The 24,818-nt window shown below is 63.2% G+C and carries 27 protein-coding genes and 1 tRNA gene; 11 read left to right on the forward strand and 17 right to left on the reverse strand.

The features are described from left to right. Window positions 1-19 precede the first annotated feature (19 nt). Complete coding sequence (locus tag J2X11_RS09145; protein ID WP_309969768.1) at window positions 20-415, reverse strand: SRPBCC family protein; 396 nt, start codon at window positions 413-415, stop codon at window positions 20-22. A 15-nt stretch (window positions 416-430) separates the two neighbouring features. Between J2X11_RS09145 and J2X11_RS09150 the strand changes: the two genes are divergently transcribed. Together J2X11_RS09150 and J2X11_RS09155 are read left to right on the forward strand one after the other, a co-directional pair. Continuing rightward, window positions 431-1,312 (forward strand): AAA family ATPase, encoded by an 882-nt coding sequence (locus tag J2X11_RS09150; protein WP_309969771.1) that lies wholly within the window; start codon window positions 431-433, stop codon window positions 1,310-1,312. Continuing rightward, window positions 1,309-2,709: a vWA domain-containing protein gene (locus J2X11_RS09155; protein WP_309969773.1), complete on the forward strand. Its 1,401-nt coding sequence runs from the start codon at window positions 1,309-1,311 to the stop codon at window positions 2,707-2,709. The genes J2X11_RS09150 and J2X11_RS09155 overlap by 4 nt, the downstream gene beginning before the upstream one ends. On the opposite strand, the gene J2X11_RS09160 is transcribed toward J2X11_RS09155, so the two are convergent. The 6 genes from J2X11_RS09160 to J2X11_RS09185 all read right to left on the reverse strand — a co-directional run bounded on the left by J2X11_RS09160 (window position 2,706) and on the right by J2X11_RS09185 (window position 7,922). Then, window positions 2,706-4,217 (reverse strand): MFS transporter, encoded by a 1,512-nt coding sequence (locus J2X11_RS09160; RefSeq protein ID WP_309969775.1) that lies wholly within the window; start codon window positions 4,215-4,217, stop codon window positions 2,706-2,708. The genes J2X11_RS09155 and J2X11_RS09160 overlap by 4 nt on opposite strands. An 86-nt stretch (window positions 4,218-4,303) precedes the next feature. Then, window positions 4,304-5,137, reverse strand: a complete 834-nt coding sequence (locus tag J2X11_RS09165) for a phosphatase PAP2 family protein (protein WP_309969779.1) — start codon at window positions 5,135-5,137, stop codon at window positions 4,304-4,306. A gap of 56 nt (window positions 5,138-5,193) precedes the next feature. Continuing rightward, window positions 5,194-5,682 carry a pyridoxamine 5'-phosphate oxidase family protein gene (locus J2X11_RS09170; RefSeq protein ID WP_309969781.1) on the reverse strand — a complete coding sequence of 163 codons (489 nt, stop codon included), beginning with the start codon at window positions 5,680-5,682 and terminating at the stop codon, window positions 5,194-5,196. Between the two features lie 177 nt (window positions 5,683-5,859). Further along, a tRNA-Leu gene (locus J2X11_RS09175) sits at window positions 5,860-5,944 on the reverse strand. A 67-nt stretch (window positions 5,945-6,011) separates the two neighbouring features. Continuing rightward, entirely contained in the window at window positions 6,012-6,266 is a 255-nt protein-coding gene (locus J2X11_RS09180) for a DivIVA domain-containing protein (RefSeq protein WP_309969783.1), read from the reverse strand. Between the two features lie 378 nt (window positions 6,267-6,644). Next, the gene (locus J2X11_RS09185) at window positions 6,645-7,922 is read right to left on the reverse strand and encodes a DUF445 domain-containing protein (RefSeq protein WP_309969785.1); all 1,278 of its coding nucleotides are present in this window, start codon (window positions 7,920-7,922) and stop codon (window positions 6,645-6,647) included. A 53-nt stretch (window positions 7,923-7,975) separates the two neighbouring features. On the opposite strand from J2X11_RS09185, the gene ypfJ reads away from it, so the two are divergent. From ypfJ to hrpA, 3 genes are read left to right on the forward strand one after another with little or no spacing between them, the layout of a single operon-like run. Continuing rightward, on the forward strand, window positions 7,976-8,872 hold the full coding sequence (gene ypfJ / locus J2X11_RS09190) for a KPN_02809 family neutral zinc metallopeptidase (RefSeq protein WP_309969788.1): 897 nt from the start codon (window positions 7,976-7,978) through the stop codon (window positions 8,870-8,872). Window positions 8,873-8,875: 3 nt separating this feature from the next. After that, window positions 8,876-9,637, forward strand: coding sequence for a CPBP family intramembrane glutamic endopeptidase (locus tag J2X11_RS09195; protein ID WP_309969791.1), 762 nt, complete (start codon window positions 8,876-8,878; stop codon window positions 9,635-9,637). Next, window positions 9,634-13,218, forward strand: a complete 3,585-nt coding sequence (gene hrpA / locus J2X11_RS09200; protein ID WP_309969794.1) for an ATP-dependent RNA helicase HrpA — start codon at window positions 9,634-9,636, stop codon at window positions 13,216-13,218. The genes J2X11_RS09195 and hrpA overlap by 4 nt, the downstream gene beginning before the upstream one ends. Here the strand turns inward: hrpA and J2X11_RS09205 are convergent. Further along, window positions 13,215-13,574: an FKBP-type peptidyl-prolyl cis-trans isomerase gene (locus J2X11_RS09205; protein WP_309969797.1), complete on the reverse strand. Its 360-nt coding sequence runs from the start codon at window positions 13,572-13,574 to the stop codon at window positions 13,215-13,217. The two genes, hrpA and J2X11_RS09205, sit on opposite strands and share 4 nt — an antisense overlap. 41 nt (window positions 13,575-13,615) lie before the next feature. On the opposite strand from J2X11_RS09205, the gene J2X11_RS09210 reads away from it, so the two are divergent. Next, on the forward strand, window positions 13,616-14,662 hold the full coding sequence (locus J2X11_RS09210; protein ID WP_309969799.1) for a zinc-dependent alcohol dehydrogenase family protein: 1,047 nt from the start codon (window positions 13,616-13,618) through the stop codon (window positions 14,660-14,662). Here J2X11_RS09210 and J2X11_RS09215 read toward each other — a convergent pair. From J2X11_RS09215 to J2X11_RS09225, 3 genes are read right to left on the reverse strand one after another with little or no spacing between them, the layout of a single operon-like run. Further along, window positions 14,640-14,972 carry a DUF952 domain-containing protein gene (locus J2X11_RS09215; RefSeq protein ID WP_309969802.1) on the reverse strand — a complete coding sequence of 111 codons (333 nt, stop codon included), beginning with the start codon at window positions 14,970-14,972 and terminating at the stop codon, window positions 14,640-14,642. The genes J2X11_RS09210 and J2X11_RS09215 overlap by 23 nt on opposite strands. A 9-nt stretch (window positions 14,973-14,981) precedes the next feature. Continuing rightward, a complete protein-coding gene (locus J2X11_RS09220) occupies window positions 14,982-16,196 on the reverse strand; it encodes an acyl-CoA dehydrogenase family protein (protein ID WP_309969805.1) in 1,215 nt (404 codons plus the stop codon). A gap of 14 nt (window positions 16,197-16,210) precedes the next feature. Further along, window positions 16,211-17,524 (reverse strand): acyl-CoA dehydrogenase family protein, encoded by a 1,314-nt coding sequence (locus J2X11_RS09225; RefSeq protein WP_309969808.1) that lies wholly within the window; start codon window positions 17,522-17,524, stop codon window positions 16,211-16,213. Between the two features lie 152 nt (window positions 17,525-17,676). Between J2X11_RS09225 and def the strand changes: the two genes are divergently transcribed. Beyond that, complete coding sequence (gene def, locus J2X11_RS09230; protein ID WP_309969810.1) at window positions 17,677-18,276, forward strand: peptide deformylase; 600 nt, start codon at window positions 17,677-17,679, stop codon at window positions 18,274-18,276. Here the strand turns inward: def and J2X11_RS09235 are convergent. Next, complete coding sequence (locus J2X11_RS09235; protein ID WP_309969813.1) at window positions 18,273-19,076, reverse strand: TrmH family RNA methyltransferase; 804 nt, start codon at window positions 19,074-19,076, stop codon at window positions 18,273-18,275. The genes def and J2X11_RS09235 overlap by 4 nt on opposite strands. Before the next feature lie 18 nt (window positions 19,077-19,094). Here J2X11_RS09235 and J2X11_RS09240 point away from each other — a divergent pair, with 18 nt between their 5' ends. Continuing rightward, window positions 19,095-19,622 (forward strand): YbhB/YbcL family Raf kinase inhibitor-like protein, encoded by a 528-nt coding sequence (locus J2X11_RS09240; protein ID WP_309969817.1) that lies wholly within the window; start codon window positions 19,095-19,097, stop codon window positions 19,620-19,622. Window position 19,623: 1 nt separating this feature from the next. On the opposite strand, the gene J2X11_RS09245 is transcribed toward J2X11_RS09240, so the two are convergent. The 4 genes from J2X11_RS09245 to J2X11_RS09260 are packed head-to-tail and all read right to left on the reverse strand — an operon-like array spanning window position 19,624 to window position 22,759. Then, window positions 19,624-20,367 (reverse strand): lytic transglycosylase domain-containing protein, encoded by a 744-nt coding sequence (locus tag J2X11_RS09245; RefSeq protein WP_309969820.1) that lies wholly within the window; start codon window positions 20,365-20,367, stop codon window positions 19,624-19,626. Between the two features lie 18 nt (window positions 20,368-20,385). Next, on the reverse strand, window positions 20,386-21,489 hold the full coding sequence (locus J2X11_RS09250; RefSeq protein ID WP_309969823.1) for an SPFH domain-containing protein: 1,104 nt from the start codon (window positions 21,487-21,489) through the stop codon (window positions 20,386-20,388). Next, complete coding sequence (locus tag J2X11_RS09255; protein WP_309969826.1) at window positions 21,489-21,941, reverse strand: NfeD family protein; 453 nt, start codon at window positions 21,939-21,941, stop codon at window positions 21,489-21,491. Before J2X11_RS09255 ends, J2X11_RS09250 begins: the two co-directional genes overlap by 1 nt. Continuing rightward, window positions 21,938-22,759, reverse strand: a complete 822-nt coding sequence (locus J2X11_RS09260) for an ABC transporter ATP-binding protein (protein ID WP_309969829.1) — start codon at window positions 22,757-22,759, stop codon at window positions 21,938-21,940. Before J2X11_RS09260 ends, J2X11_RS09255 begins: the two co-directional genes overlap by 4 nt. An 80-nt stretch (window positions 22,760-22,839) precedes the next feature. Between J2X11_RS09260 and serB the strand changes: the two genes are divergently transcribed. Then, window positions 22,840-24,045 carry a phosphoserine phosphatase SerB gene (gene serB / locus J2X11_RS09265; RefSeq protein ID WP_309969832.1) on the forward strand — a complete coding sequence of 402 codons (1,206 nt, stop codon included), beginning with the start codon at window positions 22,840-22,842 and terminating at the stop codon, window positions 24,043-24,045. On the opposite strand, the gene J2X11_RS09270 is transcribed toward serB, so the two are convergent. Then, window positions 24,046-24,261 (reverse strand): dodecin, encoded by a 216-nt coding sequence (locus tag J2X11_RS09270; RefSeq protein ID WP_309969835.1) that lies wholly within the window; start codon window positions 24,259-24,261, stop codon window positions 24,046-24,048. It abuts the gene before it with no gap. Window positions 24,262-24,303: 42 nt separating this feature from the next. Here J2X11_RS09270 and J2X11_RS09275 point away from each other — a divergent pair, with 42 nt between their 5' ends. Both J2X11_RS09275 and J2X11_RS09280 read left to right on the forward strand, forming a co-directional pair. Further along, window positions 24,304-24,618, forward strand: coding sequence for a DUF3099 domain-containing protein (locus J2X11_RS09275; protein WP_309969838.1), 315 nt, complete (start codon window positions 24,304-24,306; stop codon window positions 24,616-24,618). After that, a complete protein-coding gene (locus J2X11_RS09280) occupies window positions 24,611-24,805 on the forward strand; it encodes an acetone carboxylase (RefSeq protein WP_309969841.1) in 195 nt (64 codons plus the stop codon). Before J2X11_RS09275 ends, J2X11_RS09280 begins: the two co-directional genes overlap by 8 nt. Window positions 24,806-24,818 lie beyond the last annotated feature (13 nt).

Consider the following 24,818-nt stretch of genomic DNA (forward strand, 5'->3'; position numbering starts at 1 on the left):
ACGTCGCTATGACCGTCCGTCATGAGAGCAGTCCGTCCATCACCCGGCTGAACAACCTTGCGCTCGATCTCCGGACCAGCCAGTCGAATATGCGCGGGACTCCGGTGACCCTGATCTCCTCACGCCACGTGACTCGGCTTCCTTCGCCGTTCGGGACGACCGAGAGCTCGGCCCATCCTTTGACGATCCGACCACGCTTCTCCAATCGACAGAACGACGGCTCGTTCCATGTCACGACATCCATCGGATCGTCGAATCCGATCGGTCCAACGCCGGTACGGGCGACGAATCCGTCTGCAGTCCTTGTCACCTTGGTCAGCGGCACGAATCGTCCGTGAGCAGGCCAGTCAGTGACCCTGCGCCACGCTTCTTCGGCGCTGAGGCGTACCTCGCGAACAATCTCTATCTCGGCCACGGCACGATGGTAGGCATGCGCACCATGCCGTTCACCTCGATCGACGACGTCAAGGCCAAGTTGGCCGCTGCTGACTACCTGGCGTCGGATGCTGTTGCGACGACAGTTTTCCTCGCGAGCGAGCTCGGCAAGCCGCTGCTTGTCGAGGGCCCGGCCGGCGTCGGCAAGACCGAGCTTTCCCGCGCTGTTGCTGATGCCTGCGGCGCCGATCTCGTACGTCTGCAGTGCTACGAAGGCGTCGACGAGGCGCGTGCACTGTACGAGTGGAACCACGCCAAACAGCTTCTGCGCATCACCGCCGGTCGTGAAGAGACCTGGGATGAGGCGCGCAGCGACATCTTCAGCGAAGAGTTCCTGCTCCCCCGCCCGCTGCTGACGGCAATCCGCAACGACGGCCCGACCGTTTTGCTGATCGACGAGACCGACAAGGCCGACGTCGAGATCGAAGGACTGTTGCTCGAGGTCCTCGGCGAATTCCAGGTGACCATTCCGGAGCTCGGAACCATCAAGGCTGAGCATCGCCCATTCGTCGTACTCACCTCCAACGCCACTCGCGAGCTGTCGGAGGCTCTGCGTCGCCGCTGCCTGTTCCTGCACATCGATTTCCCTGATCCGGAGCTCGAGCAGCAGATCATCCGGCTCAAGGTGCCTGAGCTCGACAGCACCCTCGGTGACTCCCTGATCCGCGTCATCAACGCCCTGCGCGCCATGCCGTTGCGCAAGGCCCCATCGGTCTCCGAGTCGATTGACTGGGCTCGGACACTGGTCGCCCTCGGTGCCGACATCCTCGATGACGATGTCGTACGCGAGAGCCTCGGCGTGATCCTCAAGCACCAGGACGACCTCGACAAGGCGACTGAACGGCTGAACCTCGACGAGGTGCTCGGAGCGTTATGACCGAGACGCCGGTCGCCCAGGACCTCGCCGGGAGGCTCGTCGAGTTCGTTGGCGCGCTTCGGAGCAAGGGCATCCCGGCTGGCACCAGCGAGACGGTCGACGCCGCCGCAGTCATCGACGTTCTCGGTATGAGCGATCGATCGCTCCTGCGCGAGGGTCTCGCATCTGCACTCGTGCGTCGCGGGGGTCAGCGCGACGTGTTCGACATGACCTTCGACCTCTACTTCCCGGCCGGCGTGGGAGCATCCCAGGCTGCGCGCGAGATGGATGAGGATTTCGACATCGATGACCTCCGGGATCTGCTCGCCATGGCGCTCGCAGAGAACGATCTGCGGACCCTCGAACAAGTCGCCGAGATCGCTGTGGACCTGCTTGGTCGCGTTGGTGAGAACGGACCGACCGGCGGCTGGTCCGCGTACCAAACACTCGAACGGCTCCGCCCTCAGACGTTGCTCGTACAGGCCATCGGCCAACGCGGCATGGGTGGTGGCAGCGGTCCCGGTCAAGGCCTGGGACAGGGCGGCGACTTCACCGAGCGACTCGAGCGCGATGAGGTGCGGCAGAACATCGATCGGTTCCGCGCAATGGTTGCCAGCGAAGCCCGTCGTCGCACCGCCGAGCTTCGTGGTCGCGATGTGGTGACTCGGCACGCCGTACGCGTCGGTTCCGACCGGATCGACTTCCTCAGCGCCAACCGACAGCAGCTAGAAGAGCTGGGTCGAACCGTACGTCCGCTCGCCCGCAAGCTGGCAACTCGATTGGCGGCACGGCGACGCAAGGCGCACCGCGGGCGTATCGACATCCGTCGGACCCTGCGCCGCTCGATGGGCACCGGTGGCGTACCAATGCACCCGGTCGTCGCCAAACCGCATCCTGCTCGTCCCGAGCTCGTGCTTCTGTGCGACGTTTCGGGCTCGGTATCTGGGTTCTCGCAGTTCACGATGCACCTGGTCCAGGCGATGAGCGGCCAGTTCAGCAAGATCCGAGTGTTCGCGTTCATCAACGCCATGGCTGAAGTCACCGACATGGTGAAGGAAGACTCAGACGATCTCGCGGCACGTATCGGTCGCGAAGCACGGATCACGAAGTGGCACACCAGCAGCGACTACGGCGAGGCGTTTGCCGACTTCCACGCCGAACACATGACGGCGATCGGTCCACGCACCGCAGTGCTGATCCTCGGCGACGCGCGCAACAACAACCAGGACCCCAATCTCGAGGCACTCCACGAGATCAGCCAGCGCGCTCGCCGTACGTTCTGGCTCAACCCCGAGCACTCCATGCGCTGGGGACTCGGTGACTCAATCGCACCGACCTACGCCGACATCGTCGAGATGCACGAGGTGTGCAACGTCGACCAGCTGACGAAGTTCGTCACCCGTCTCCTGCCCGTTTAGGCCGGTGCCGGAACTCCGGACTCGTTGGGGATGTCGTCCTTCTTGGCGTTGATGAATCCCACTGCAAACACCAGCGCAACCACCAACATCATCGAGCCCCAGAAGAACGCCACGTGATAGCCGTGGATCAGCGCGTCGCCGGTGACCTTTGCCGGATCAGCGTTCGGGGCGAGATTGTCGGCGAGGAATCCGGTCACCGCTCCTGCGTAGAGCGTGTTGAGCAGCGCTACGCCTAGCGATCCACCCACCTGCTGTGAGGTGTTGAGCAAGGCGCTCGCGACACCCGCGTCGTGCTCTCCGACTCCGATCAGCGCAGTGCTCGACGCTGGGATGAACACGCAGGCCATGCCAATGCTCATGAACAACAGCGACGGCAGGACGTAGGTCCAGTAGTTGGTGTCGAGGTCGATCTGGGTCAGCATCAGCATGCCGATCACGGCCGAGATCAGACCGGCCACCATGATCGGCTTGGGACCGATCTTCGGCAGCAAATTGGCGACCACACCGGCGGTACCGATGATGCCGATGCTGAACGGCAGGAACGCGAATCCACCCTTGATGGGGCTGTAGCCCAGCGTGATCTGGAAGTAGAACGTCAGGAACAGGAACATCGCGAACAGGCCGGCACCGATGAACAGGAACACCAGGTAGGAACCGCCGCGATTGCGATCGAGGGCCACCTTCATGGGCAGCAATGGAGTCGAGGTGCGGAGCTCCCACAGCACAAAGGCGATCAACAGCACGACACCAACACCTAGGAAGGTGAGCGTTGACGAGTCGGTCCATCCGAGCACCTCAGTGCTTCGGGTATCGGGGAACTTGAGCTTGGCCGCCTCGGTGAAGCCATAGACGAGCGACACCAGTCCGAGGGTCACCAGGATCGCGCCTGGAATGTCGTACTTGGTGTTGCCGTGAGCCTTGCTCTCCTTGACGTAGAGCACCGCTGCAGCCGCCGTGGCGAGGGCAATGGGAACGTTGACGCCCAAGCACCAGCGCCATGAGGCGTATTCGGTCAGCGAGCCGCCCAGGATCAGGCCAATTGCGGCTCCACCACCGGACACGGCTCCGTACGCGCCGAACGCCTTGGCCCGCTCCGTGGTCTCCGTGAACGTGACGGATATCAGCGAGAGCGCAGCAGGGGCCATGAGCGCAGCGAAGGTTCCTTGCAGGCCGCGCGCGGCGTAGAGCAGCCCTGCGGTCGATGCGATGCCACCCAGAGCCGATGCGGCGGCAAAGCCGAGGAGGCCGACGATGAACGTTCGTTTGCGCCCCATGTAGTCGGCGATGCGTCCGCCAAGCAGCAGGAAGCCGCCGAACGTCAGCGTGTAGGCCGTCACAACCCATTGCCGGTCGGCGTCACTGATGCCGAGGTCTTCCTGAGCCGAAGGAAGGGCGATGTTGACGATCGACGCATCGAGCACAATCATCAGCTGGGCGATGATGATCACGAACAGCGCAAGCCAGCGCTTCGGATCAGGTGTGGTGCCGGGTTGTTCGACTGAAGACATGAGGAGCTCCTAGGCGGTCCAACAAGAACATCTTGGACGCTATAACCGGGCTCCGACAGTTCCTGTTCCCAAACCGCGAGCGAATTTCAGGCGGCCGGAACCAGCGCAGGTACGCGTTTGGCCGCACGTCGACGACGTATCGCTGTGTCGAGCCGAAGGCCACCCCAGAGCAGAACGATCGCGACAACGCCGTCCAGCCACCAGTGGTGACCCGTCGCCGCGACGACGAACATCGTGAGCGGCAGGTGCAGGACGAACAGCCACCGCCACTTGCTTTTCGTCGACATGAAGATGCCGCAGGCTACGACGGCTGCCCATCCAACATGGATCGACGGCATGGCTGCGAACTGGTCAGAGATCCCGTGACCCACAGGCCCGTAGACGCCGAGCCCGTAGCGGTCCGACAGATTGACGAAGCCGAGCTCCTCGATGAACCGGGGTGGCGCGACGCGTACGAATCGGATGATCAGGCAGCCCAAGGTGACCAGTGCCAGTCCGTTGCGCCAGTGCGGGAACTTGTCGCGGTGTCGTACGAACAGCCACACCAGGAACAGGAGAAGGCCCGGAACGTGAAGGGTCGCGTAGTAGCCATTGGTGAGTCGAGCCAGCCAGTCGTGGTCGATCACGAAGTGCTGCATCGAGATCTCAGTGGGCAGGTGCAGGAACTGCTGCAGGTCATCGATCTGGCGAGCGCGATCGAGTGCGCCGGCCTCGTGCGTGAACGGCAGCTGCCGTGCGAGGCGCCAGATTGTGTAGAGGCCCGAGATCAAGCCGAACTCGAAAAACGCCGGCAGGAGCTCGGTTCCAACGCGGGTTGGCTTCGCCCGGCGAAGCAGCAGCCAGATGACCGCACTCACGAGGCAGGCAATCCCCGCTTGCTGCCATGAGGGCCACGGCAGTCCGTCGCCCGTCACGTCCATGGAAGGGATCGTAGCCACGCGTCCGAAGCGAGGCGTACGAAACTGTCACTCACGCGCTAGGCGGTGGTCCCGCCGAGCGGAATGGGGTCAAGGCCGAGCTTGCGGTGATCCCACGAACGCGTGCGCTCGACATCGAAGCGAATCGCGACCCGCTTGTTGAGCATCATCTCGACGAACGGCTTCATTTCGTCGGTGTAGGGCCCGGTGTATCGCTCCCAGACGTTCACCCCGACCGCCCAGAGTGCTCCAGGATCTTCGATGACCTCGCATCGGCCCTCGAGCGAGACGCCGCGGAGAGTGTCGTACGTCAGTCCATCGTCTATCAGGACAGTTGCTCGCGGATCGCGAAGAAGGTTGACCGTCTTCTGGGCCTTGGCCTTTGTCTCGAACCAGATGACGCCGTCAATGAACGCGAACCACATGGCAACGGCGTGCGGGTGCCCTGTGCCGCCGAGGGTGACGAGGCTCGCGGTCCGCTGCGTGGGGAGGAAGGCGAGGATTTCCTCGTCGGTCATGGCGACCTGCGATCGCTGGTTGGTGCCCATGAACTCTCACTCTCAAAGGTCGCCACCCAGTGCGGCGCACGCGATGTTCATCGTGGCGGACTTGGTGAGAAGTACAAAACCCCCACTCCGACACAGCGTGTGAGGGTCATGAACACCAGCGTCCAGACCACGGGAAGTACAAAACCCCCACACCGGCGAGAGTGTGAGGGTCATGCGTGTCCGAGGGGGGACTTGAACCCCCACGCCCCTTACAGGGCACTAGCACCTCAAGCTAGCGCGTCTACCATTCCGCCACCCGGACATTCGCTCCCAGGAGCGCGGTGCAGCACTGAACTTTAGCAAACCTCCAGCGGACAACCGAATCCGGTCTAGGTCGACCGCTGACCGTAGATGGCGAGGTCCAGAAGCCTGTCGAGGTAGGCGTCGACTTCGTCCATGTCGTAGCCGCGCCGAATCCGTACGGGTGTGAATCGTGATCGGGTGATCCGCTGAGCAAGGTCACGGTCGGGTGCGCGTTCGAGGACCAGGGGCTCGATCTTCATGATGAACGCATTGACCTCGTCGATGTCGTAGCCCTCAATCCAACGAACGGTGGAGAAGGCGAGGCCCGGTGGGTGCGTCATAAGTGGAAGTTTGGCAGAATAGCGCTGCACAAATTAGTTGAGGCCCCGGGAAGTATGAGTTCCCGGGGCCTCGCCTTGTACGAGTGTGATGCTCTCGAACTATCCGGAATCTCGATCATCACCCGCCTGCCACATCACTGGCTTGCTGCCTTTGACTTGCGTCGCTGGCCATGGGTTCAAACTTTGATTCTTTCCTGCTCTCCCGAAGGAGTGCGTAGGTCATTTGTATGCCCTGGCCCAAGGGTGCGCAATACCTTTTCTAGAAGTTTTTTGGGTATTTTTCCCGATACACAGGGTTGCCCACAGACCTCGGTATGTCACCCACAGGATGGCGCCAGTTGTGCACATCTTTTCCACACTTTGAGCTCCAAAAGTAGGTCAGAGAATTGTAGAAATTGCGTGAATCACGACGCCGGCGAGTCCACCGACCACGGTTCCGTTGATCCGAATGAACTGAAGATCGCGTCCAACATGGAGCTCGATGCGCTCAGCAGTCTCCTTGCCGTCCCATCGATTGACGGTCGCGGAGATGATCGTCGCGACTTCGTGCCCGTAGTTGTTGACTGCGTATGCCGCGATGTCGGAGATGGTCGCGTCGAGACGGCGACTCAGGTCGGGATCGTCGATCAGTTTCTGCCCAAAGGCGTCGACCTCCTCGCGAGCTCGACGGCGGAGCAGCCCGTTCTCGTCTCCCAATGAACCGATCAACGCTCGGCGCAGGGCGTCCCACAGCTGGATCGATGTGGCGATCACCCTGGGCTGCGACAGCATGCGTTCCTTGAGGTTCTCGGCGCGCTCCATGGTCGCTTCATCGTGCTGCAGGTCGTGCGCGAGCTGGACGAGCCAGCGGTCGAGCGTTACGCGTGCCGGATGACCGGGCGTACGGCTGATCTCGGCGACCCATTCGACGACCTGCTCATGCACCCAGCCGGCAACGCGCTTGTCGAGCCATTGGGGCGTCCACGCGGGCGCTCGGTTCTCGATCAAGGCTGAGACTTCGTCGTCGTTGTGCAGGAGCCAACGGCCGAGCTCGTCGAGCACCAGATCCACGAGCCCGCGATGCGCGTCGTCTCGCAGCACCTCCTCGAGCAACTGCCCTATTACCGGGCTGAGGTGCTCTTCCTTCATACGGGGAATGAGCGCCTCTTCGATGATGGCCGCAACATCGGTCTCCTTGATGTGCGACAGCGCATCAGAAAGGATCCGCGATGCTTCAGTGACGACACGTTGGCTGTGCTCCCCCGTCACCAGCCAGTCACCGATGCGACGACTGACTTCGGCCGACTGGATGCGCTCGCGGATGACTTCTTCGCGTAGGAAGTTGTCAGCCACGAACTCCTGGAGGCTCTCCCCCAGCGACTCCTTCCGCTTCGGAATGATCGCGGTGTGTGGAATCGGTAGACCCAACGGGTGACGGAACAACGCCGTCACGGCGAACCAGTCGGCGATCGCACCGACCATCGCGGCTTCGGCGCCGGCGTTCACATATCCGACGAATCCGTCCTCGTTGCGAGTGAAGACGTAGATGACGGCGGCAAGGACTAAAAGGGACAGAGCCAGGGCACGCATCTTGCGCAAACCCTTGAGACGTACCGCGTCGCCCTCCGACAAACCCTCCGGCATCTGGAAGCTCGCGGTGCTTTCTGGCGACGTCACACGCCGAAGACTATCGGCGACGATCGAGGGTTGCGCTGCGTACACTTTCAGCCATGAGTTTCAACGAAGGCGCCTCGCTGGACACAAGTCAGGTCACCGGCGGTGGCGGAGGGCGCAGTGGAGCTGCGATTGGCGGCGGTGCTGGCGGCATCATCCTCTTGATCCTCGGCCTTATCTTCGGACAGAACCTCACTGGTTCGTCCAACCCGTTCGACACCGGCCAGGTGACTGGCGGAGGCACAGAGTCGACCGCGACATTCGATCAGTGCAAGACCGGCGCGGATGCCAACCGCGACGATGTCTGCCGTATCATCGGCACCGTGAACAGCGTCCAGGCTTACTGGACCGACGCGCTGCCGGCCGACGTTCAGCGGCAGTACCAAGAGGCCAAGACCGTGATCTTCTCCGGTCAGACTCAGTCCGCATGTGGCACCGCCTCCGGCGCGACTGGGCCGTTCTACTGCCCGGCCGACCAGAGGGTCTACATCGACGCGTCCTTCTTTGATGAGCTCACCTCCAAATTCGGAGCCGACGATGGCGCGCTCGCGCAGGAGTACGTCGTGGCACACGAGTACGGACACCACGTCGAGAACATCCTCGGCATCCTCGCCAAGGGTCAGGACGGCAAGTCCGGCCCGCTGAGCGGCGGCGTACGTATTGAGCTGATGGCTGACTGCATGGCTGGCGTGTGGGCCAACCACGCTGCCAACACCAAGGACGACAACGGCGTGACGCTGCTGAAGCCGCTGACAGAGGACGACATCAAATCGGCCCTGTCTGCTGCTGCGGCGGTCGGCGATGACCACATCCAGGGCACTCTCGGCGGCGGCAACATCAACCAAGAGTCCTGGACACATGGCTCAAGCGAGTCGCGTCAGAAGTGGTTCCTCACGGGCTACAAGAGCGGCAACGTCAATACGTGCGACACGTTCGCCACGAACGACCTCTGATCGGTGGATGGGACTCGGCCCACCACGTCACGGTTCCGCGCTGAACTCTGGATCGTCCTAGGGCTCTCGCTCGGCCAGTCGGCCGTCTATGCCCTGCTGAGCCTCATCATCCAGCTGACTGGAAAAGGCGTACGCAATTCAACGGCGACTCTCAACGGGTCGCGCAGTGACCGTGAGTGGCTCGACTTCACTCTGCAGGTGCTGGGGATCGGCTTTGCGCTCGTCCCTGTCGTACTCGCGCTCTACCTGCTGAGCCTCGATCCCGACAAGCCATCGCCACTGCGTCGCCTCGGCATCACCGGTACGCGTCGGGGGCGCGACGTGCTGTGGGGCATGGGTCTTGCCGCCGCCATCGGACTCCCCGGTATCGGCCTGTACGCCGCCGGGCGCGAACTCGGCGTTACGGCGGAGGTCATCCCAGCGCCGGTTGACCAGTACTGGTGGACGATCCCGATCCTGATCCTGGCGGCCCTGCAGAACGCGATCCTCGAAGAGGTTGTCGTGGTCGGATTCGTCATGACTCGGCTGCGTCAGATCGGCTGGAGCATGTGGGCGACGATCGTCACGAGTGCCTTGATCCGCGGTAGCTATCACCTCTACCAGGGCTTCGGGCAGGCGCTGGGCAACGTCGTCATGGGCCTGGTCTTTGGCTACTGGTTCACCCGCACGAAGCGAGTGCTGCCGCTGATCGTTGCCCACACGATCCTCGACGTCGTCGTGTTCGTTGGATACGCAGTCCTCAAGGAACACGTGGACTGGCTGTGAAGATTCGGTACGACGAAGCGCTGCCGATCACCGCTCGTCACGACGACATCGCGGCTGCCATGCGCGACCACCAGGTCATCGTGGTTGCCGGCGAGACCGGCTCCGGCAAGACGACCCAGCTGCCGAAGATCGCGTACGAGCTGGGACAACGCAGCATTGCCCACACTCAGCCGCGCCGGATTGCGGCTCGAGCCGTTGCCAAGCGCATCGCCGAAGAATGCGACGTCGAGCTCGGTGCGGAGGTTGGTTATGCCGTGCGGTTCGACGACAAGACATCCGCCGGCACAGCGATCCGGCTCGTCACTGACGGTCTGCTCCTAGCTGAGGTGCATTCCGATCGCAGCCTCAAGCGTTACGACACGATCATCATCGATGAGGCGCACGAGAGGTCGCTGTCGATCGACTTCCTGCTCGGCTATCTCAAGCAGCTACTCCCCCGGCGTCCGGATCTGAAGGTCGTCATCACCTCGGCGACCATCGATGTCGACCGGTTCGCGGCGATGTTCAATGCACCAGTGATCGAGGTCAGTGGTCGTACGTACCCCGTCGAAGTTCGCTACAGGCCACTCGCCGAGACCGGCGCCGACGATCAGCTTGATGCCATCGCTGCCGCCATCTCCGAGCTGCCCCGAGACGGCGACATCCTCGTGTTTATGTCCGGTGAGCGCGAGATCCGCGATGCCGCCGACTACCTGCTGGGCAAGAAATACCCGCGTACCGAGATCCTGCCGCTGTTCGGTCGACTCGCCGCTGCCGACCAGCAGAAGATCTTCAGCTCACACCCCGGCCGCCGTATCGTCCTGGCGACCAACGTCGCGGAGACATCGCTGACCGTGCCGGGCATCCGACATGTCATCGATCCCGGCTTTGCTCGCATCTCCCGATTCAGTCAGCGCCTCAAGGTCCAGCGGCTGCCGATCGAGCCCATCTCTCAGGCCAGTGCCGCACAACGATCCGGTCGCTGCGGTCGTGTCGCGGACGGCATCTGCATCAGGCTCTACTCGGAAGAGGACTTCGACGGCCGACCCGAATTCACCGATCCAGAGATTCAGCGGACCAACCTTGCTTCGGTGCTCTTGCAGATGGCGTCGCTCGACCTCGGTGCCATCAAAGACTTCCCGTTCCTCGATCCGCCGGACTCGCGCGCCGTCACGGACGGCCTGAACCTTCTGTACGAACTCGGTGCGATGCATGCCGAACGTCTCACCAAGGTCGGCCGGAAGATGTCGACTCTGCCAACCGATCCGCGACTGGGTCGCATGCTGCTCGCAGCCGACAAGCTCGGCTGCCTGGCTGACGTGCTCGTGATCGTGTCGGCCATGTCGATCCAAGACCCACGTGAACGCCCGCTCGAGCACCAACAGGCTGCCGACGAGAAGCACAAGCGCTTCGTGGAGCCAGATTCGGACTTCCTGTCGTGGCTCACGCTGTGGAAGTACATCCGAGAGCAGCGTGACAACCTCTCAAGCTCGGCGTTCCGTCGTATGTGCCGTGACGAGTACCTGCACTACTTGCGCATCCGCGAGTGGCAGGACGTTCACTCCCAGCTGCGACGCACCGCCAAGGACCTGGGCATGAAGGCGGGAAGTCCGAATGCCGATCCCGATCTCGTTCACCAGGCACTGCTTAGCGGTCTGCTGTCGCACGTGGGACTCCGCGAGCCGGACGGTCGTGAGTTCCTCGGTGCGCGGCAGGCGAAGTTCATGATCTTCCCGGGCTCCGGTCTGGCGAAGAAGCCGCCACGTATGGCGATGGTCGGCGAGCTGGTTGAGACCAGCCGGCTGTGGGGTCGTACCGCCGCCAAGATCCAGCCCGAGTGGGTCGAAGAAGCCGGCGAGCACCTGGTCAACCGGTCATACAGCGAGCCGCACTGGTCGACCAAGCGTGGATCGGTCATGGCTCGCGAGAAGGTGTTGCTCTACGGCATCCCAATCATCGTCGACCGGCTCGTCCAATACGGACGCGTCGACCCCGTGGTGTCCCGCGACCTGTTCATCCGCCATGCCTTGGTGCAGGGCGAGTGGCGTACGCATCACCGCTTCTTTGCGAAGAACCAGGCAATGGTGGGCCAGGTCGAGGAGCTAGAAGACCGGCTGCGTCGACGTGACCTCCGGGTGGATGACGAGACGCTCTACACGTTCTACGACCAACGGGTGCCCACCGACGTCGTTTCGACCCGGCACTTCGACACCTGGTGGAAGAAGACGCGCGTCGAGCATCCGGATCTTCTGACCTTCGATCCGGCGATGCTCAGCCACGGCGCTGACGGCGCCGACGATGAGTACCCGCGCGAATGGCACTCCGACGGCGAGGCATTCCCGCTCTCCTACGCGTTTGAGCCCGGCATGGAGGCCGACGGTGTCACCGTCGACCTCCCGATCGAGCGACTGCTGACGGTTGATGACCGCGCCTTCGACTGGCATGTGCCTGGTCACCGGGTTGAGCTCGTCACCGAACTGATCCGCTCACTGCCCAAGCGACTGCGACGCGAATTCGTACCGGCCGGACAGTTTGCTCCGCGGCTGGTCGAGGCCATGGATGCCAGCGCCAGCGATCTCAGCAGCGAGCTCGCGCGTCAGATGCGGCTACTCAACGGGACTGTCGTTCAGCCTGAGGACTTTGACTTCGCTGCTCTGCCCGGACACCTGCGGGTGACGTTCCGGGTACTCGAGAACGGCAAGGAGCTCTCTCGCAGCAAGGATCTCGGCGATCTGCGAACCGAGCTCTCGAGCTACGTACGTGCGGATCTTACGAAAGCGGCTCGACAGGAGGAGCGGGCCGGCCTGCTCGACTGGACGGTGGGCGACATCGATCGCTCGATCACGGCCGGCCAGGTCACGGGCTACCCCGCTCTCGTCGACGAGGGCAAGTCTGTCGGCCTTCGAGTGCTCGACTCCGAAGCTGAGCAGGCTGCAGCAATGGTCCGAGGACAGGCCACGCTGCTCTCGTTCCATCTGGCAGCCCCAGTCCCCCAGATTGGTCGATCGCTTGATTTGCACTCCAAACTGCTGCTCTCGACAGGCCCGTACGCAGACGCGGCGGCCGTGATCGAGGAGTGCTGGCTGGCTGCGATCGAGTCGCTCATCCCCCGCCATGGAGGGCCCGTCTGGGACGAGGAGTCATTCAACGCACTGCGCGAAGTCATACGGGCGGATGTCTACGACGAGACCGAACGAGCCGTCCACAGCGTGATCGCCGCCCTCAAGGCTCTCGGCGAGGTTGAGATAGACGAGTCGGAAGCCGGCGAAGACGTACGAGTGCAGCTCTCGTGGCTCATATACAAGGGCTTCATTCGCGACACCGGAGTTGTCCAGCTTCGACGGTTGCCGCTCTATCTGGAGGCAGCACGTCGTCGGCTGACGTCCGGCAAGACGTCAGCCGACTTGGCTGCCACACAGGAGCTTGAAGCGCTGTTCCACGAACGTACGGACGATCTGTCCGTGTGGGCCAGGCTCGCGCCAGATGTCCAGCACGTCCGTTGGGCACTCGAGGAACTGCGCGTCAGCCTGTTCGCTCAGGACCTACGAACCGCGTTCCCGGTGTCGGTGAAACGCGTGACTGTGCTGGTCGACGCGCTTTAGACGCCGAGCAGATCGATCACGAAGACGAGCGTCTTGCCCGAGAGGCGGTGTCCGCCACCTGCGGGGCCGTATGCGAGCTCCGGCGGGCACACGAGCTGGCGGCGACCGCCAACCTTCATGCCCGGGATGCCGATCTGCCAAGCCTGGATCAGCTGCGGCAGCGGGAAGTTCGCGGACTGGCCACGATCCCAGGAAGCGTCGAACTGCTCACCGGAGTCGAACTCGACGCCGACGTAGTGGACGTCAACCATGCCACCGGGAACGGCCTCAGCACCGTCACCTTCGATGAGATCCGTGATCTGCAGTTCGGTGGGCGCGGGTCCCTCGATGAAGTCAATTTCAGGCTTGTCAGTCATGCGTCGATCCTTTCATATGGGTGCGCTGTAACAATGGCCAGATGCGCGCAACGATCCTCCATGCAGCCCGCGACATCCGCCTCGACGATGTCTCCGATCCTCAACTTCACGACGACGGTGACGCCATTGTCCGCGTGGTTGCTTCCTGTGTCTGCGGCTCTGATCTGTGGCCCTATCGCGGCATCAACGAAGTCAACGAACCGCAGCGCATCGGCCACGAGTTCGTCGGCATCGTTGAGCAGGTCGGCGCCAGTGTGCAGACCGTGAAGGTTGGTGACTTCGTCATCGCCCCGTTCATGTTCTCCGACAACACCTGCGCGCTATGCGTACGTGGAGTCCATACGTCGTGCGTCCAGGGCGGGTTCTGGGGATATGCCGACCACAAGGGTCATCCCGTCGATGGCGGGCAGGGCGAGGTCGTACGCGTACCTGTCGCTGACGGCACGCTCGTGGCAACCCCGTCCCAGCCGAGCCAGGAGCTCATTCCGCATCTGCTGACGCTCTCGGACGTGTTCCCGACTGGTCACCACGCGGCAGTCTCTGCGGGAGTCACTGCGGGCAGCACGGTTGCGGTAGTCGGCGACGGCGCGGTCGGCCTCAGCGCGATCCTCGCGGCCAAGCGCCTCGGCGCTGGCAAGGTCATTGCGATGTCACGTCATAAGGACCGCCAGCGCCTGGCCACCGAGTTCGGGGCCGACGAAGTTGTCGCCGAACGCGGCAAGGAGGGCGCAGCGGCTGTGCGCGAGATCTTCGATGGCATCGGTGCTGACTACGTACTCGAGTGCGTGGGCACTTCCGACAGCATGAAGCAGGCGATCCAGTCAGTACGTCCTGGCGGCCGCGTTGGCTATGTCGGCGTCCCGCACGATGTCCAGCTCAACATCCCCGCGATGTTCAGTCGCAACGTTGGTATTGCCGGCGGAGTCGCTCCCGTTCGCGCCTATATCGACGACATCCTCCCGGACGTCCTCAACGGCACCGTCCTGCCGGGCAAGGTCTTCGACCTGACCGTCCCGCTCGACCAGGTCGCGCAGGCCTATCAGGCGATGGACGAGCGCACGGCGATCAAGTCGATGCTGACGGTCTGAACGGCTCTACCTTCACCACGGCATCGAGGTCGAGCGGACCGTAGATGTGCGGGAAGCTCAACGGCTGCCCCGGTACGTCGTCGTACTGCCACGGAGACACCAGCAGGTCGGTGTCGATCGTGAGCAGTAGTACGGGTTCGGCGAAGTCGGCGTAGTAGCGGTCGTACACGTCATCGACCTGCTCGGGACGCGAGCAGTGGATGAACCCGACGTCAGAAAGGTCGAGGCCCAACGTCGACACCGTGTAGGTGCCGGCACGTCGGGCCTCGGTCCACGCGCCTTCAAGCGCGAGGTGATGAATCAGTGGCATGCCCGCAGGCTAGCGGAGCTCCGACGATGTCAGGCCGAGCAGACGGCGAGCCACGATGAGCTGCTGGATCTGCTGGGTGCCTTCGAAGATGTCGAGGATCTTGGAGTCGCGTGCCCACTTCTCGACGAGTTCGTTCTCGCTGTAGCCGAGCGTGCTGGCCAGCTCGACGCAACGCAGCGTGATCTGGTTACCAGCACGGCCCGCCTTGGCCTTCGCCATGGACGCTTCCATCGAGTTGGGCTTGCGGTTGTCCGCCAGCCACGCCGCTTCGAGTGTCAGGAGCAGCGCTGCCTCGTAGTCAGCCTCCATCGAGATGAACGTTGCGGCGGCGTACGACTGCGACTGCACTGGGCGGTCGTAGTCGATGACAACGCCAGCGCCTTCGAGCAGCTTGCGAGTGTCCTCGAGGGCCGCACGCGCACAGCCAACAGCCATACCGGCCACCAGCGGACGCGTGTTGTCGAACGTCGCCATGGCGCCTGCAAAGCCGCCCTTGGTGTCGATCTCCGGGTTGCCCAGAAGGTTCTCCGCCGGTACGCGGCAGTTGTCGAGCACGATGACTGCCGTGTCAGACGAGCGAATGCCGAGCTTGTGCTCGAGACGCTCGACCCGGATACCCGGCAGGCTCTTCGGCACGAGGAACGACTTGATCGCGGCACGTCCGAGGCTCTTGTCGAGAGTTGCCCAGACGACGACAGAGTCGGCCCGCTCCCCCGACGTGACGAAGATCTTCTCGCCGTTGAGGATGTAGGCGTCGCCGTCCTTGACCGCTGTCGTCGTAATGGCGGCAGAGTCCGAACCAAAGCTCGGCTCGGTGATGGCCATGGCGGCCCAAGTGCCCTTGAAGCGCTCCAGCTGCTCGTCGTCGGCCACCGACGCGATCGCGGAGTTGCCGAGGCCTTGACGGGGCATCGAGAGCAGGAGGCCGACGTCGCCCCAGCACATCTCGATGACGGAGAGGACCGACGACATGTTGGCGCCGTTCTTGATCTTGCCCTTGTCGCTGTCGGTGTCGTCGCGGCGTACGCCTGCGGCACCAGCACCCTGGCCTTCGCCCGAGTCGCCCATGCCGTCGATCAGCGAGGCAAGGAGGTCGAGCTCCTTGGGGTACGCGTGTTCGGCAAGGTCGTACTTGCGGGAGTTGGAGCGCAGGAAGTTGTCAGCGACCTGATTGGCCTGCTGGACGAATGCGCGGAATTTGCGAGGAGTTTCGAGATTGATCATGGTGTGGTCCGCCCTCAGACGAGGACTGCTCCTTCCATCAGGCCGACAGCACGCAGATCGCGATACCAGCGTTCGACTGGGTGCTCCTTGACGAAGCCATGTCCACCGAGCAGCTGTACGCCATCGGTGCCGATCTTCATGCCGTACTCAGCCGTGAGTCGCCGCGCCAGCGCAACCTCACGGGAGAAGTCCATGCCCTGCTCGGCGCGCGATGCGGCCTTCAGGGTGGTGAGACGCATGCCTTCGAGTTCAATGGCGATGTCAGCGACCATGAACGCGACCGCCTGGCGGTGAGAAATGGGCTCGCCAAACGCTTCGCGAGTCTTGACATAGTCGGACACGTAGTCGAGGACTGCGCGTGAGGTGCCCAGCGCGAGGCCCGACCAGGCGAGACGCGAGAGGCGAATGCACTCGCGGTAGTCGTCAGCGGATCCGTCACCCAGGACGGCTCCTGCTTCGACGTCGACGTCCTCGAGAACCAGGCGGCTGAGTCCCGCTGCGCGGAGGCCCATGCTCGGGTCGGCCTCGATCGAGACGCCCTTGGTGCTGGACTCGATCAGCACGAGAGTCGGGGATCCATCGAGGTCGACCGCGACCACGAACAGCTCGGCTTCAGCGCCGCGTACGACTGCTGACTTCACGCCGTTGATGCGCAGGCCGTTGGCGGTCCGTTCTGCCTTGGTCTGAAGCTCGAAGGGATCGAACAGAACCCGAGGCTCCGACACGGCAAGTGCCGACGTCGGGATGTCGTCTCCGGCGAATGCCGGGAGGTAGGTCTGCTGCTGCTCATCTGATCCCCAGAGCGAGATCGCTGTGGCAACGGCGGCCGGAGCGAGACAAGCCACTGCCTGTCCCATATCGCCTTCTGCAAGGGCTTCAGCGACAAGTACGCCTGTGACGGCTGAACGGTCCTCTGAGAGGCCACCAAGGGCTTCAGGGATGTTGAGCAGCGTGAGGCCGAACTCGCTGGTCTGCGCGAGAACTTCCTTGGGAGTGTCATTGGAGGTCTCGGCGACGAGTGCGCCTGGGCGGAGCACCTCGGCTGCGAACTCCTTGATGACGCCAACGATCATTTGCTGGTCTTCGGTGGGAGTCAGGTCGAATACGCCGCTGTCGCCGGTCTTGGAAAGACGGGTCGGCTTGCCTGAGCCCTTGACGCGCTTGAAGGTGCGGCCGGCTGCGCCGGCAACCCGAAAACCGCCCTTTGCGCCGCGATAGACGGCCTTTTCGGTCGACGCACGAAGCTTGAGCTTGTCGACGATCGGCGAGCTGGCGATCCGGTTGAGCACGGCGAGGCCGATGCCCATGGGATCTCTGCGATTAGCCACGGGTACTCCTTGAGCGAGATGGTTGGACACGGTCTGTTGTCCACCTGAGTCAAACTGTAACTGCGAGTTGCACCTTCGCATACCCATGGTATCCGAACTCACATTGCCGGACCAGCAAGCAGCCACCGAACCCTGTCGATAACCTTGTGCGCATGTCTCAATCTCGACCTCTGCCCGACGGCGGCAGCGTGCGGCCCATCACCCGATGGGGCACACCTGTCATGCACCGCGAGCTTGCCGAGGTGACCGTATTCGACGAGGAGCTCGCCGTACTGGTCAAGGACATGGTGGCGACGATGCGCGCGGCCAGGGGCGTTGGTCTTGCTGCCAACCAGGTCGGCGTCGACCTCAAGGTGTTCGTGTTCGACTGCCCGGACGATGAACACGCGTCGGTCACCGGCGTGGTCTGCAATCCGGTCTTGATGCTCCCGGAGGGCAAAGACCGCAATCTTGAAGACGAGGACGAGGGCTGTCTATCGCTGCCTGGCGCGTTCACGTCCTGCGCTCGCCCCGACCAGGCACGAGTCACCGGCGTCGACGAGCACGGAGCACCAGTCGAGTTCATCGGTACGGGTCTGTTGGCTCGCTGCCTGCAGCACGAGACCGACCACCTGTTCGGCACGGTGTTTGGTGACCGAGTGCCGGATCGTGCACGGAAGAAGCTGCACAAGCAGCACAACGAGCTGGCTGAGAACTACCCCGACGACTGGCCGGTCACGATCCTGGTCGATGAAGCAGTGATTGAGCGCTAGCGCTCACGCAGCTCCCAGCAGGCAACTGCCACGGATGACGCCACGTTGAGTGAGTCGATGTCAGCCGACATCGGGATCGTCACCCGATGATCAGCGGCTTGCTCCCATCGGGTGCTGAGACCGTGACCCTCGGATCCGACGATCAACGCGAGCCGTTCGACGTCGTGTGGCACCGAATCCAGCGGCACGGAGTCATCCGCGAGTGTCATGGCGTACGTCGTGAAGCCAGCTTCGCGCAGGAGGTCGGGGGCGCCGTACCAGTCGTCGACGCGTGCGTACGGCAGCCAGAACACTGAGCCCATTGAGACCTTGATGGCTCGTCGGTAGAGCGGATCGGCACATCGAGGCGACAGCAGGACGGCGTCGAAGCCGAGTGCAGCCACGCTGCGGAAGATCGCACCGACGTTGGTGTGGTCGGCCAGGTCCTCGACCACGACAACCCGACGGGCCTTGGCCAGTACGTCTTGGGGTGCAGGGAGCTCGGGGCGCTCCAATGCAGCGAGGGCACCGCGATGGACGTGGAAGCCAGTCAACTTCTCGATCGACACGTCATCGAGGACAAAGCACGGCGCTTTCGTCTGGTCGAGGACGTCTTCGAGTGCATCGATCCACTTCGGAGACATGAGGAACGACCGGGCGTGATGACCAGATTCGATCGCTCGCCGGACGACCTTCTCGCCCTCAGCGAGGAACAGGCCGCGCTCGGACTCCAACTGCAGTCGAAGCTGGACATCGCGAAGGTCGACGTAGTCGCGGAGACGTGGATCGTCCAGATCGTCCAGTCGTACGATCTCGGCCACCGGGCTAGCCTAACGAGCATGAGCCTTGATCGACCCATCACTCCCGATCCCTACCCACTACTCCCGGCCGCTGCGGCATTCAGCGTGTCCAGCTCAGACATCACCGACGGTCAACCGCTCAAGGACGACCAGGTGAACAAGTTCGGTGACACGTCGCCTCAGCTCTCATGGAGCGGCGCTCCCGAGGGCACTAAGTCGTATGTCGTCACCTGCTTTGATCCTGACGCACCGATCGTGTCGGGATTCTGGCACTGGGTCGCCGTCGACATCCCGGCCGACGTCACCGAGCTTGCAGCCGGCGCCGGCGCATCGGATGACTCGCTTCCGGGCGCAGCGTTCCACGTACGGAATGACGGTGGCGGCAAGAACTTCATGGGCGCTGCTCCCCCGGAGGGTGATCAAGTCCACCGCTACTACTTCGTCGTTCACGCTGTTGGCGAGGAAACCCTCGGCGTCAACGGCAATGTCTCCCCCGCCGTCGTCGGGTTCAACCTGGCGTTCAAGACTCTCGGACGCGCCATCATCCACGGCACGTTCCAGCACTGACTCAGCCAGCGGCGCGAGTGGCGTACGCGTTGGCCGTAGTCAGAATGCTGCGCACGTAGTCGTCGGAGTGGTTGTAGGAGAAGACCGCGCGCGACCAACCACCGGGAGTTCGCAGGTCTGCACCCGATGCGCACAGGTAGCGCGCCGTCGTCAGTGCAGCATCGTCGATGTCGTTGGGATCAGCGATGCCATCCCCGTCGCCATCGGCGCCCCAGGTGTGCCACGACGACGGGATGAACTGCATGGGGCCGACGGCGTGATCCCACTTCGGATCTCCATGCCACTCCGTCGTCTCGGCGGTGGCGGGAACCTTGTCGGTTCCGTTGGTGCCGTTGAGCGCCGGGCCAAGAATCCGCTGCGATGTACGCCCATCGGCCAGCAGTTGTGCACCGTCGTGCGTGCCGTGAGCCGTCTCGATGTAGCCAATGGCGGCGATGGTGGTCCAGCCGAGATTGCAGTTGGGCTGCTCTTGCTCGATCTGAAGGGTGGCGTCGCCGTACGCCTGCAGCGCGATTGCCGGGATGCCGGCACGGACTGACACCGTGAGAACCCACTCGGAGTCAGCGCGACCGGGCTCCGACGTGACAAGCGGAGCTGGATCCTCGGGTCCTGCCGTCGGCAGGAAGTCCTCAAAGACCTCAGGATCAGCCGTGGCGAACGACACGGCGACGCCAATGATCAAGCCCACCACACACAGCATTGCCGCGATGGGACCCCAAAAGCGCAGTCGTTCCAGCGAAGTCACCGTCGTATTGTCGCCGGGCTACTTCTTCGGCGCCGCTGGTGGGGCCTCAGGCGGGGTTTCAGCAACCGGTGTGGCCGGTGCAACCGGAGCTGCACTCTCGGCCGCCTTGGCCGCGTCGAGTGCCTGCTGGACTGCCTCAGCCGTCGCACCCTCAACGGGAGCGTCGTCGACGATCGGCGCGTCAAAGTCGATGCGCGTCTTGTTGCCGCCGCCATCGACCGGAATCTTGCCGAACGTGCCGCCGAGCGTGCCCAGCGCCTTCGTCAGCTCTGCCGGGATGATCCAAGTCGTCGCGTTGTCGCCTTCGGCGATCTTCGGCAGCATCTGGAGGTACTGGTACGACAGCAGTTTCTGGTCTGGGTTGCCGTCGTGAATTGCCTGGAAGACGGTCTGGATGGCCTGTGCCTCACCCTGAGCGCGCAGGATCTGCGCCTGACGGTCTGCCTGAGCCGTCAGGATCGCTGCCTGCCGGTTGCCCTCAGCCGTCAGGATCGCGGACTGCTTCTGACCCTCGGCCATCAGAATCGCGGACTGGCGGTCACCCTCGGCGGTGAGAATCATGGCGCGCTTGTCACGCTCGGCGCGCATCTGCTTCTCCATGGCGTCGATGATCGTGGGCGGTGGGTCGATGCCCTTGAGCTCAACGCGGTTGACGCGAATGCCCCATTTGCCGGTCGCGCTGTCGAGCTCGCCGCGCAGGCCTGCGTTGATCTGGTCACGGCTGGTCAGCGCGTGCTCGAGCGTCATGCCACCCGTGATGTTGCGGAGCGTGGTCATCGTGAGCTGCTCAATGGCCTGGATGTAGTTGGCGATCTCGTACGTTGCGGCGACCGGGTCGGTGACCTGGAAGTAGATGACCGTGTCGATCGAGACCACGAGGTTGTCCTCGGTGATGACCGGCTGCGGTGGGAACGACACAACCTGCTCGCGCAGGTCGATCATGTAGCGCACCTTGTCGACGAACGGCATCACGATGTTGAGGCCCGCGGGAAGGGTCGTGCGGTACTTGCCGAACCGCTCGACGATGCCGGCGCGCGCCTGAGGAACGATCTTGACCGTCATGGAGACGACCGCGATCGCCAGGACGGCGAGGGCGACGAGGACAGCTAGTGCTGCAGACATCAGGACTCCTTGGTTGTCACGACGGCAGTTGCGCCGTCGATCCGGGTGACTTGGACTTCGGTACCGGTCTCGTACGAGTCGCTCTCAGAATCAGCGCGTGCTGACCAGATCTCTCCGGACAGCTTCACCCGTCCGCCGTGCTTGTCGACAGGCTCCGCTACGACGGCCGTCTTGCCGACGAGTGACTCGTGTCCCGTGGTCAGCGTGGGACCAGCGTGAAGCCGGGCCACCATTGGCGGGCGTACGAAGAAGAGCAGGCCGAGGGATACGAGGGCAAACACCAAAATGGCTGCCCAGAGTGGAGCTCCTAGCCCCGCCGCGACAGCGGCAGCGAGCGCACCCAGTGCGAACATCAACAACACGAGATCAAGGCTCATCATCTCGACGAGCGCCAGGACAACGGCCACTCCGATCCACGATGCTGCGGCATGGTCCCTGATCCAGTCGATCATGATGTGTCTCCTCCGCGGTCCGCTCGATGTCCGTATGCTGCCCGACGCGCTGTGTAGCGTCCAGCATCATTTTGAAGCTCGAGTCGTAGTCCGAACGTACTCCCCAGTGCCTCAGCCGTGAGGGTCGAAGCAATTGGCCCCTGAGCCACGACCAATCCGTCACGCAGCATCAGAACGTGGGTGAAGCCGACAGGGATCTCCTCGACGTGGTGGGACACCATCACGAGGACAGGAGCATCCTCCGCCACGGACAGCACTTCGAGGCTGGCGATCAGGTCTTCACGTGCACCGAGATCGAGACCAGCGGCAGGCTCATCGAGCAACAGCAACTCGGGGTCAGTCATCAGCGCGCGGGCGATCAGTACGCGCTTCTTCTCGCCCTCTGACAGCGTGCCGAACGTTCTGGTGGCGAGAGCCGAGATACCCAACTCCCCCATGATCTGTATGGCTCGCCGGATGTCGATCTCGTCGTACTTCTCGTTCCAGCGGCCTGTGACGGCGTGCGCGGCCGAGAGCACGACGTTGCGGACCGATTCGACGGGCGGAATCTGGTCAGCGACTGTCGTGCTGGTGTGACCGATGCGCGTACGCAGCTCAAACACGTCGACCCGGCCGAGCTTCTGGCCGAGGACTCGCACCTTGCCCGAGGTTGGGTGAAGCGTCGTGCCGACGACCTGCATGAGCGTCGTCTTGCCTGCGCCGTTCGGGCCGAGAATGACCCAGCGCTCACCTTCGTTGACGGTCCAGCTGACCTTGTCGAGGAGAGTCTTGCCCGGGCGCGTCACAGTCACCTTCGACAGCTCGAACGCAGCCGGCATGCACACTCCTGGTCGCCATGGATCGCCGTGCAGTCAACCTATCGCGAGCACCGGGGCTACGAGCGATAGCCTCGGTCTCGATGACCGAGCATGTTCCAGCACTCCACCTGACAGATCCGACCGTTCTGGTCACCCTCATCGGTGCAGACCAGAGCGGTGTGACGACGCGCCTGTTTGAAGACCTCTCCGCGTTCGCTGTCGAGGTCATCGACATCGAGCAGCTCGTCGTACGAGGTCGCCTGATTCTCAGTGCCCTCCTGACGATTCCGGACGACCGCGAAGGTCTCGAAACCACGGTTCACGCCGTCGGTGACGCCTTCGGACTCGACGTGTCGGTCGAGTACGGCACCGGTGACAACCGCCCTCGTCGCGTGGGTCGTGCGCAGGTCGTCATTCTTGGCGCACCGCTCAAGCCCGCAGCGATGGCCGCGCTTGCGGCGCAGATCAAGGACGACGGCGGCAACATCGACCGCATCGTCCGTATGGCGCGCTACCCCGTGACGGCAATTCGTATGGAGGTCTCGGGAGCGGACCCCGACGAACTGCAGGCCCACCTCGCCGCCGTCGCATTCGAGCAGGGCGTCGACATCGCTGTGCAGGAAAACGGCATCCAGCGCCACGCACAGCGTCTGGTCGTGATGGACGTCGACTCGACCCTGATCCAGGGCGAAGTGATCGAGATGATCGCCGCTCACGCTGGGTTCGAGGCTGAGGTCGCCGCGATCACCGAATCGGCGATGAATGGCGAGATCGACTTCCGCGAATCGCTCACGGCACGGGTCAAGCTGCTCGAAGGCGTCGATGAGGCTGCGCTCGGCGAGGTCTATGACGCCCTCGTCTACGCACCGGGTGCACGCACCATGATCCGTACGCTCAAGCGACTCGGCTACCGATTCGCCCTCGTCAGCGGTGGTTTCACGCAGATCATCGAGCGGATCGCCGAGGAACTTGGCGTCGACTATTTCGCAGCGAACGAGCTCGAGGTCGTCGACGGGAAGCTCACGGGCCGCATCCTCGGCGACGTCGTCGATCGCGCAGGCAAGGCCGAGGCATTGCGCCGGTTTGCTGACGAGGCCCGCATCCCGGTCCGCAACACAGTCGCGATTGGTGACGGTGCGAACGATCTGGACATGCTTGCGGCGTCAGGACTTGGCATTGCGTTCAACGCCAAGCCGGTCGTACGTGACCAGGCACGTACGTCGGTCAACGTGCCGTACCTCGATGCGATCGTCTACCTCCTCGGCATCACGCGCGAGGAAGTGGAAGCCGCGGACGCAGCCGACTAGTTACTCGTCGTCTTCGAGGCGGAAGCCGATCTTCATCGTCACTTGGTAGTGCGAGACCTCGGTGTCGGTGATCTGTCCACGGATGTTGGTGACCTCGAACCAGTCGAGATGGCGCAGCGTGGTGCCTGCCCGCTTGATCCCGTTGTCGACAGCCTCGCTGACGCCTTCGGTGGACGTGCCGACGATTTCACTGATGCGATAGGTGCGGTTGCTCATACGGACATCATGCACGTTCGCGCCGCGACGTACTCTGGAGGTGTGACACGTGAACCAGTCGAGCCTCGCAAGCAGCAGGTCTACTCGATCACGTCCGCAGCCACTTCGCACAGCGACGACATCGGCGCACGCGAGAAGCGCTACGCGATCTCCATGGGCATCCGTACGGCCTGCTTCATCGGTGCGATCATCGCTGACGGCTGGCTCCGTTGGGTTTTGCTCGCCGGTGCGCTGCTGTTGCCCTACACATCCGTGATCCTGGCCAACGCTGGTGTACGCAAGCGCGGTGCCGGACCATCCGTGTTCGGCCCTGAGAATGCAATCGAAGCCCCAAGGCCCACTCAGCTCGATGACTGAAGATCTGGTCTGCTCGGCCAAAGGTTGCGGTGCCGATGCGACATACCAAGTGCTGTGGAACAACCCCAAGCTCCATACGCCTGACCGCCGCAAGATATGGCTTGCCTGTGACGAGCATTCCCAGACACTGCGCAAATTCCTCGACGCTCGTGGGTTCTGGAAAGAGAACGTCGCGATTCAGCCGTGACCCAGCGGCGGTG

This window comes from Aeromicrobium panaciterrae, from assembly GCF_031457275.1.
Lineage (GTDB): Bacteria > Actinomycetota > Actinomycetes > Propionibacteriales > Nocardioidaceae > Aeromicrobium > Aeromicrobium panaciterrae_A.

Coding starts and splice junctions, on each gene's coding strand:
- J2X11_RS09160 (WP_309969775.1), bottom strand. CDS start 4,217: ATGTCTTCAGTCGAACAACCCGGCACCACACCTGATCCGAAGCGCTGG.
- J2X11_RS09260 (WP_309969829.1), bottom strand. CDS start 22,759: ATGCCGGCTGCGTTCGAGCTGTCGAAGGTGACTGTGACGCGCCCGGGC.
- J2X11_RS09250 (WP_309969823.1), bottom strand. CDS start 21,489: ATGTCTGCAGCACTAGCTGTCCTCGTCGCCCTCGCCGTCCTGGCGATC.
- J2X11_RS09280 (WP_309969841.1), top strand. CDS start 24,611: ATGACTGAAGATCTGGTCTGCTCGGCCAAAGGTTGCGGTGCCGATGCG.
- ypfJ (WP_309969788.1), top strand. CDS start 7,976: ATGAGTTTCAACGAAGGCGCCTCGCTGGACACAAGTCAGGTCACCGGC.
- J2X11_RS09155 (WP_309969773.1), top strand. CDS start 1,309: ATGACCGAGACGCCGGTCGCCCAGGACCTCGCCGGGAGGCTCGTCGAG.
- J2X11_RS09240 (WP_309969817.1), top strand. CDS start 19,095: ATGAGCCTTGATCGACCCATCACTCCCGATCCCTACCCACTACTCCCG.
- def (WP_309969810.1), top strand. CDS start 17,677: ATGTCTCAATCTCGACCTCTGCCCGACGGCGGCAGCGTGCGGCCCATC.
- J2X11_RS09210 (WP_309969799.1), top strand. CDS start 13,616: ATGCGCGCAACGATCCTCCATGCAGCCCGCGACATCCGCCTCGACGAT.
- J2X11_RS09150 (WP_309969771.1), top strand. CDS start 431: ATGCGCACCATGCCGTTCACCTCGATCGACGACGTCAAGGCCAAGTTG.
- J2X11_RS09180 (WP_309969783.1), bottom strand. CDS start 6,266: ATGACGCACCCACCGGGCCTCGCCTTCTCCACCGTTCGTTGGATTGAG.
- J2X11_RS09215 (WP_309969802.1), bottom strand. CDS start 14,972: ATGCCACTGATTCATCACCTCGCGCTTGAAGGCGCGTGGACCGAGGCC.
- J2X11_RS09220 (WP_309969805.1), bottom strand. CDS start 16,196: ATGATCAATCTCGAAACTCCTCGCAAATTCCGCGCATTCGTCCAGCAG.
- J2X11_RS09255 (WP_309969826.1), bottom strand. CDS start 21,941: ATGATCGACTGGATCAGGGACCATGCCGCAGCATCGTGGATCGGAGTG.
- J2X11_RS09170 (WP_309969781.1), bottom strand. CDS start 5,682: ATGGGCACCAACCAGCGATCGCAGGTCGCCATGACCGACGAGGAAATC.
- serB (WP_309969832.1), top strand. CDS start 22,840: ATGACCGAGCATGTTCCAGCACTCCACCTGACAGATCCGACCGTTCTG.
- J2X11_RS09205 (WP_309969797.1), bottom strand. CDS start 13,574: ATGACTGACAAGCCTGAAATTGACTTCATCGAGGGACCCGCGCCCACC.
- J2X11_RS09270 (WP_309969835.1), bottom strand. CDS start 24,261: ATGAGCAACCGCACCTATCGCATCAGTGAAATCGTCGGCACGTCCACC.
- J2X11_RS09165 (WP_309969779.1), bottom strand. CDS start 5,137: ATGGACGTGACGGGCGACGGACTGCCGTGGCCCTCATGGCAGCAAGCG.